Here is a 6430-nt window from a genome sequence, read left to right on the forward strand (position 1 = left end):
GGCTTGGGAACGAGAATATCTTTTGCGGCTTGGGAACGAGAATGCGATTGTTTTGACTAATTTCATTTTGTAAAGTTCTCTATTGATCTCATTTCTGAATCCTCTAAAATTTTTAACACTTCTTTTCCTGAATTTTATCTGTTTTCTCTTTTACGATTAATATTTCTTGTAGTTGCATTAAGTTCCATTTTTCTTAGGCGGATTTTTTGAGGAGTAGCTTCCACCAGTTCATCATCCGAAATAAATTCAATTGATTGATCGAGAGTTAACGAACGGGGAGGTCGGAGAATAACCGTAGCATCCGATGAAGCGGCTCTCATATTTGTCAGTTTTTTTTCTTTTGTGATATTTATTTCCAAATCTATCATTCGATTTCTTTCACCAATGATCATACCCGCATATACTTTTGTTCCCGGTTCCACAAACAGTTCACCTCGATCAGCAGCCGCAATACAAGCATACGCAGAAACTCTGCCGGGGCGATCTGCAATCAATGTTCCGCTCATTCTATGCTTAATTTGCCCAAACCAGGGTTGGTAATCATAAAAAAGGTTATTCATGACTCCGGTTCCTTTTGTGTCTATTAGAAACTGGCTTCTAAATCCGATCAATCCTCTAGTGGGAATAAAAAATTCAAGGTTTGTTCTTCCGCTTCCATTATTCATCAGATTGATTAAACGCCCCTTTCTTATAGACAATTTTTCTGTTACAACCCCGACATATTCCTCGGGAACATCTACAAACACTCTCTCAACAGGTTCAAACAATTTATTATTGATTTGTTTGGTAATTACATTGGGCTTTGATGCCATTAATGAAAATCCTTCACGTCTCATTGTTTCAATCAAAACAGCCAGCTGCAATTCACCACGTCCCGCCACATTATAAGCATCGATTTTGTTCTCGACGGGTGTAACTCGAATAGAAACATTGCTAAGGGTTTCTTTTTGAAGGCGTTCTCTCAAATGACGGGTTGTAAGAAATTTTCCCTCATCGGCAAAAGGACTGGTGTCCACATAGAAAATCATTGCTACAGTGGGCTCATCCACTTTTATTCTGGGCAAAGGCTTTGGATTTTCCAGAGAAGATATTGTATCCCCAATATTTATATTATCAATACCGGCTAAAGCGATGACATCACCGGCTTCTGCTTTGTCAACCAATATTCTTTTTAATCCGAAAAATGTATATAATGCTGATAGTTTTACAGTTATAAAAGAATCATTTTTAGCACACAATGTATATCTTTTATTCGTTTCAAGCGAACCGTTTGTCAACCTTCCCACAGCAATCTGTCCAACGTAAGAATCGTAGTCAAGATTTGTTACCAGAAATTGAAGTTGCTCATTATCATCTGCTTCAGGTCCGGGGATTTCATTCACGATTTTATCGAATAATGGTTTCAAATCTTTATTGCTATCTCCCAATTTCAAGTGGGCTTCACCGATTGTTGCCTGAGTATATAATATTGGGAATTCAATCTGCTTTTCATTGGCGCCGAGTTCTATGAATAAATCGAAGACTTCATTTAAGACTTCATCAATTCGTGCGTCTTTTCGATCAATTTTATTAATGACAAGTATAATCGGCAGATCCTTTGCCAATGCTTTTTTCAAAACAAATCTGGTTTGAGGTAAAGGTCCTTCACTTGAGTCAACCAGCAAAATAGCTCCATCAACCATATTTAAACTGCGTTCTACCTCACCACCGAAATCGGCATGTCCGGGAGTATCAACAATATTAATTTTTATATTATGATAATTAATAGCAGTATTTTTAGCACTGATGGTAATACCCCGCTCTTTCTCCAAATCCATATTGTCCATCACGCGCGTTTCTACCACCTGATTTTTCCTGAACGTTCCGCTTTGTCTCAGCATTCCGTCCAAAAGTGTTGTTTTCCCATGGTCAACATGGGCAATTATTGCAACATTTCTAATATTATTTTTTCGCATTCTCTTCTTTAGTTTTATTTATTTTTCAACCACAAATTTACATAAATTCATTTTTATTATTTTTTTTATGACTTTAATTTTCTTTTAAAACATATTCATCATAAAGAGTTTCAAATTGCAATTTATGCTTTGCTTCTTCTTCAGATAGTTTTAGAAAAAGTTTTTTAGTGTCTGCTTCGTCTATTTCTGTTGCAAGATCATTGTATAACTTTAGGGAAGATTCTTCTCTTTTCATAGCAACAATAAGAATGTCCTGATAATCCATATCCTCTTGAAGTTCTTTTTCAACTAAATAATCGCTAATCTTTAGATCTTGAATTTCTTTTAATTTCAAATTAAGAAAATCACCCTTTAGCAAATTTTTCAAAATTAGGATGTGCCCCTCTTCCATCTTCTCAAGATCATTCAACATATTTTTTTGATTCTTGAATTTAACCTTTTTTTGCAAGTATTGGTAGAATTCTACTGCTTCTTTTTCGCGATCAATAGCAAAATCAATCACTTCTTTTAATGTTTCTTTCGTCATAATGATTCCTTTTCATTATTAATTTATACATCATTGATAAAATTTCCATTGAAAAATTTGGAGTTACGAGCACATACTCGCAACTCCAATTTAAGTTTAATCAACCGGGCTGAACATATCTTTACCAACACCACATTCGGGACATGTCCAATCTTCAGGAAGGTCACCGAATTTAACATCATCATTTTCTGCGGGGTCGTAAATATATCCGCAGACATCACATTCATACTTTTGCATACTAACTCCTTTGAATATTTCCTTTAATAATTTTCAACCCATAATTCAAAATGTGCTTGGGGATGATCACAAACCGGGCATACTTCGGGAGCTTCGATAGATTCCACAATATGCCCACAATTTCTACATTTCCAAAATACTTTACCCTCTTTTTTGAAAACAGTATGATTTGCTACGTTTTCCAAGAGTTTACGATAACGTTCTTCATGTCTTTTTTCTACGAGAGCAACCAACTTGAATGTTTGGGCAACTTCTTCAAAACCCTCTTCTTCTGCTACTTTTGCAAAGTTTGGATAAAGTTCTGTCCATTCTTCATTTTCACCATTTGCAGCATATTCCAGATTCTTCAAAGTAGCGGCATAAGCAACCGGATAAGCGGCGTTTATTTCTACAACATTTCCATCCATGCCATTTTTAATTAACTGCTTCATGAACAATTTTGCATGTTCTTTTTCATTGTCCGCTGTTTCGTTAAATATCTCTTCAATTTGTCGGAAACCCTCTTTACGCGCTACGGATGCATAGTAATTATAACGCATCCTCGCTTGAGATTCTCCCGCAAATGATTTCATTAGATTTTCTGCAGTCTTGCTTCCTTTAAATTCCATTCTGCTCCTTATATTTATGATAGATAATTTACGCGTTTTCTTTATGACAAAACCACCAGTCATAACATTCATATTCATCGGTTTTTATTTTTCTTTTATTTGCTGTGGCAACATCGGAGGCGGGGGCAATTATCAATCTATCTTTTATAAGTTCATTGTTGGGCCAATTTGCCGGTAAAGCAACTTTCTTATTATCAGAAATTTGAAGCGCTTTTACCACTCGCAGAATCTCATCGAAATTTCTACCGATCTCTTGCGGATAATAAAGAACTGTTCTGGTTTTTCCATTTGGATCAACGACGAATACAGCACGAACAGTATTTGTTCCTTTCCCGGGATGTAACATTCCGAGTTTCATTGCTATTGAATCGTTCCCAGCAATAATTGGAAATTTAATTTCTATATCCAAATTATCCTTTATCCAATCAATCCATTTAATATGCGAAAATACCTGATCTATGGACATGCCGATCAGTTCACAATCCAATTTTTTAAACTCTTCATAACGTTTTTGAAATGCCACAAATTCTGTAGTACAAACAGGGGTGAAATCTCCCGGATGACTAAATAATACGAACCACTTCCCTTTAAAATCTGCGGGAATGTTCATTGGTCCCTGAGTTGTATTCACTTTAATTTCAGGGAAATCGTCGCCTAATAAAGGCATGTTAAATGTTCGTTCTTCCATTTTAATTCCTTTCGTGTTTAACTTTTCCAGAGACCGTGCAAGTTGCACCATTCTCTCGTTTCTTTGATTTCGGATTTTTTCACAGGAAATTCTGCCTGTGGTTTATCTCCCGGCTTCAATTCTGCTTTGTAAACTTTATCAGCTGTCAAAACTTCGATGAATTTTATATAGTGCTTTTCCATCATTGGATGTTCCTGATTTTGACCAACTTTCACCAAAACGCCGGACTCGGTTTCTTCAATGTAGGGAACGTGCTTCTCTGTGGAAGCATCTTTGGTTTGTGTTTCCAATTTGATCATTGGTTCTCCGCAACAGAAAAGAGCGCTTGCTCCTTCGTTGTTTACTTCGATTAGATTACCGCATTTTATACAGTAATAGATTTCTCTCAATTTTGTCATAATATCCTCCTGGGATTATTTTTTGACCACGAAATACACAGAAAAAACACAGAATTTATTTGAAATAATTTGTGGATACATTTTTGCTTTTCCATAATATATTCCTTTTTCGTGTCATTCCGTGCCAGCCCTGTGAAATGCTTATATTTTTTTATTTCACTCGGGGTGTTTAGTGGTCTGGTTAATTTCTTTTTTTGACCACGAAATACACAGAAAAACACGAAATTTATTTATAAGGTTGTTCATACTTTTTTCTTACAATAAAATATTTCTTTCGTGTCATTCCGTGCCTGCCTTGTGAAATGCTTATATTTGTTTATTTCACTCGGGGTGTTTAGTGGTCTGATTTTTCACTTAGCAGGTGGAGTAAATACTCTTGTTGCCAGTTCTTTGTCGAGCATCAGCAAACCATTGCCTTGCCCGTTTATCCACTTCAACTGATTCACAACTTTGCTCATAGATGCTTCTTCTTCTACTTGCTCGTCAACATACCAATTCAGAAAACTTCTCACCGCATGATCATTTTCCGCAATTGCCAAATCCATCAATTTGTTAATTAAATCTGAAACATATTGCTCATGTTTGTATGAAATTTTGAAAATATCCAACGGTGATTCAAATTCAGTTTGGGGCTTATCGATTTTTTTCAGCACAACTTTTCCACCTCGTTCGTTTAGAAAGTCATAAAATTTCATTGCATGAAATCTTTCTTCCTGAACTTGGATTTTGAAGAAATTTGCAAATCCGGGTAGATCAACAGAATCGAAATGCGCAGCCATTGCGAGATAAAGATATTCAGAATACAGTTCTTTGTTAATTTGTTCGTTGATTGCTTCTTCCAATTTTTTTGAAATCATTTTCACTCCATTGTTTTGATTGATTCTAATGCTTTTTTGTAATTCGGTTCATTAGTGATTTCCGGAACTAATTCAGTATATTTGACTACACCCAGAGTATCAAGAGCAACTACTGCTCGAGCCATCAAGCCTGCCATTGGTCCGTTTAAAATTCTTACACCATAATCTTCTGAGAATTTATTGTCTCTTAATTCGCTTAGAGAAATCACATTTTCCAAACCTTCTGTTGTGCAAAATCGTTTATGCGCAAAAGGTAGATCTTTTGAAATACAGAGCACAGATGTATTATCTAGGTTCTGAGCTTCCGAATTAAATCTTCTCACTGACATTGCACAAACTTCTGTATCCAAACTGGGAAAAATATTTAATACTACTTTCTTCCCTTCAAATGCAGAAAGATCCAAATCCGAAAGATCGGTTTTTGTTAAGACAAAATCGGGAGCTTTTGCACCAATTTTTGGTAATTTGCCGATTGTATCAAACTCGTTACCGTGTAATTTAACCTTAGACATTTCTCCTCCTATTTAACGAGTGCTCGTTTTTTTTCTGCTAATAATGTAACATGCTTTCTTTCTTCTTCTATGATATTATCGAGCAGATCCTTTTGGTGAGCGAGAACCACATTTTTCATTTCTTGAAAATAGAGGATTGTATCAAGTTCCTTTCCAATGGCAAATTGCAAAGCCGACTCAATATCTTCTACTTTGGAAATATCATCGTCGAACTTATCAAAAGTAAAAAGCAGATTATCTGCATAAGCGTGTAAATAATTCAGATATTCGCCACCATAACTTTCATGCAAATTATAATTTTCCAGTTTAGAAAGCATATCTGTGAATATTCTTTTGTGATTCACCTCTTCTTTAGCAAGAAATTCAAACAATTCTTTAATCTCCGGATCATCAAATTTGATAGCCATCATATTATAGAATTTTTCTCCGTTTACTTCAATTTGCTTTGCGAATTCATAAATTTCGCTTGCGTTGAATATGTTACTCATTTTAATCCTCCTAAGGATTTTTTAGGTGTCTGACTAAAAACTTTTGACCACGAAATACACTGAAAAACACGAAACTTATTTATAAGATTTTTCATACTTTTTTCTTACCATAAAATATTTCTTTCGTGTCATTCCGTGCCTGCCCTGTGAAATGCTTATAT

Annotated in this window: 9 protein-coding genes; all 9 read right to left on the reverse strand. The window is 35.3% G+C overall.

The features are described 5' to 3' along the window. Positions 1 to 134: 134 nt before the first annotated feature. The 9 genes from typA to U9P79_05880 all read right to left on the reverse strand — a co-directional run bounded on the left by typA (position 135) and on the right by U9P79_05880 (position 6269). Entirely contained in the window at positions 135 to 1955 is a 1821-nt protein-coding gene (gene typA / locus U9P79_05840; protein MEA2104142.1) for a translational GTPase TypA, read from the reverse strand. A 73-nt stretch (positions 1956 to 2028) separates the two neighbouring features. Further along, positions 2029 to 2481, reverse strand: a complete 453-nt coding sequence (locus U9P79_05845; protein ID MEA2104143.1) for a ferritin family protein — start codon at positions 2479 to 2481, stop codon at positions 2029 to 2031. A 96-nt stretch (positions 2482 to 2577) separates the two neighbouring features. Beyond that, a complete protein-coding gene (locus tag U9P79_05850; GenBank protein ID MEA2104144.1) occupies positions 2578 to 2718 on the reverse strand; it encodes a rubredoxin in 141 nt (46 codons plus the stop codon). A gap of 23 nt (positions 2719 to 2741) precedes the next feature. Then, positions 2742 to 3326, reverse strand: coding sequence for a rubrerythrin family protein (locus U9P79_05855; GenBank protein ID MEA2104145.1), 585 nt, complete (start codon positions 3324 to 3326; stop codon positions 2742 to 2744). Between the two features lie 28 nt (positions 3327 to 3354). Continuing rightward, a complete protein-coding gene (locus tag U9P79_05860; GenBank protein MEA2104146.1) occupies positions 3355 to 4014 on the reverse strand; it encodes a peroxiredoxin in 660 nt (219 codons plus the stop codon). Between the two features lie 17 nt (positions 4015 to 4031). Continuing rightward, positions 4032 to 4412 carry a desulfoferrodoxin gene (locus U9P79_05865; protein MEA2104147.1) on the reverse strand — a complete coding sequence of 127 codons (381 nt, stop codon included), beginning with the start codon at positions 4410 to 4412 and terminating at the stop codon, positions 4032 to 4034. A 350-nt stretch (positions 4413 to 4762) separates the two neighbouring features. Next, the gene (locus U9P79_05870) at positions 4763 to 5269 is read right to left on the reverse strand and encodes a ferritin (protein ID MEA2104148.1); all 507 of its coding nucleotides are present in this window, start codon (positions 5267 to 5269) and stop codon (positions 4763 to 4765) included. A 2-nt stretch (positions 5270 to 5271) separates the two neighbouring features. After that, positions 5272 to 5781, reverse strand: coding sequence for a thiol peroxidase (gene tpx, locus U9P79_05875; protein ID MEA2104149.1), 510 nt, complete (start codon positions 5779 to 5781; stop codon positions 5272 to 5274). Between the two features lie 8 nt (positions 5782 to 5789). Next, positions 5790 to 6269: a ferritin family protein gene (locus U9P79_05880; GenBank protein ID MEA2104150.1), complete on the reverse strand. Its 480-nt coding sequence runs from the start codon at positions 6267 to 6269 to the stop codon at positions 5790 to 5792. Between the last annotated feature and the right edge of the window lie 161 nt (positions 6270 to 6430).

This window comes from Candidatus Cloacimonadota bacterium (assembly GCA_034661015.1).
Taxonomy (GTDB): Bacteria; Cloacimonadota; Cloacimonadia; order JGIOTU-2; family JGIOTU-2; genus JAYEKN01.

Coding starts and splice junctions, on each gene's coding strand:
- typA (MEA2104142.1), bottom strand. CDS start 1,955: ATGCGAAAAAATAATATTAGAAATGTTGCAATAATTGCCCATGTTGAC.
- U9P79_05845 (MEA2104143.1), bottom strand. CDS start 2,481: ATGACGAAAGAAACATTAAAAGAAGTGATTGATTTTGCTATTGATCGC.
- U9P79_05850 (MEA2104144.1), bottom strand. CDS start 2,718: ATGCAAAAGTATGAATGTGATGTCTGCGGATATATTTACGACCCCGCA.
- U9P79_05855 (MEA2104145.1), bottom strand. CDS start 3,326: ATGGAATTTAAAGGAAGCAAGACTGCAGAAAATCTAATGAAATCATTT.
- U9P79_05860 (MEA2104146.1), bottom strand. CDS start 4,014: ATGGAAGAACGAACATTTAACATGCCTTTATTAGGCGACGATTTCCCT.
- U9P79_05865 (MEA2104147.1), bottom strand. CDS start 4,412: ATGACAAAATTGAGAGAAATCTATTACTGTATAAAATGCGGTAATCTA.
- U9P79_05870 (MEA2104148.1), bottom strand. CDS start 5,269: ATGATTTCAAAAAAATTGGAAGAAGCAATCAACGAACAAATTAACAAA.
- tpx (MEA2104149.1), bottom strand. CDS start 5,781: ATGTCTAAGGTTAAATTACACGGTAACGAGTTTGATACAATCGGCAAA.
- U9P79_05880 (MEA2104150.1), bottom strand. CDS start 6,269: ATGAGTAACATATTCAACGCAAGCGAAATTTATGAATTCGCAAAGCAA.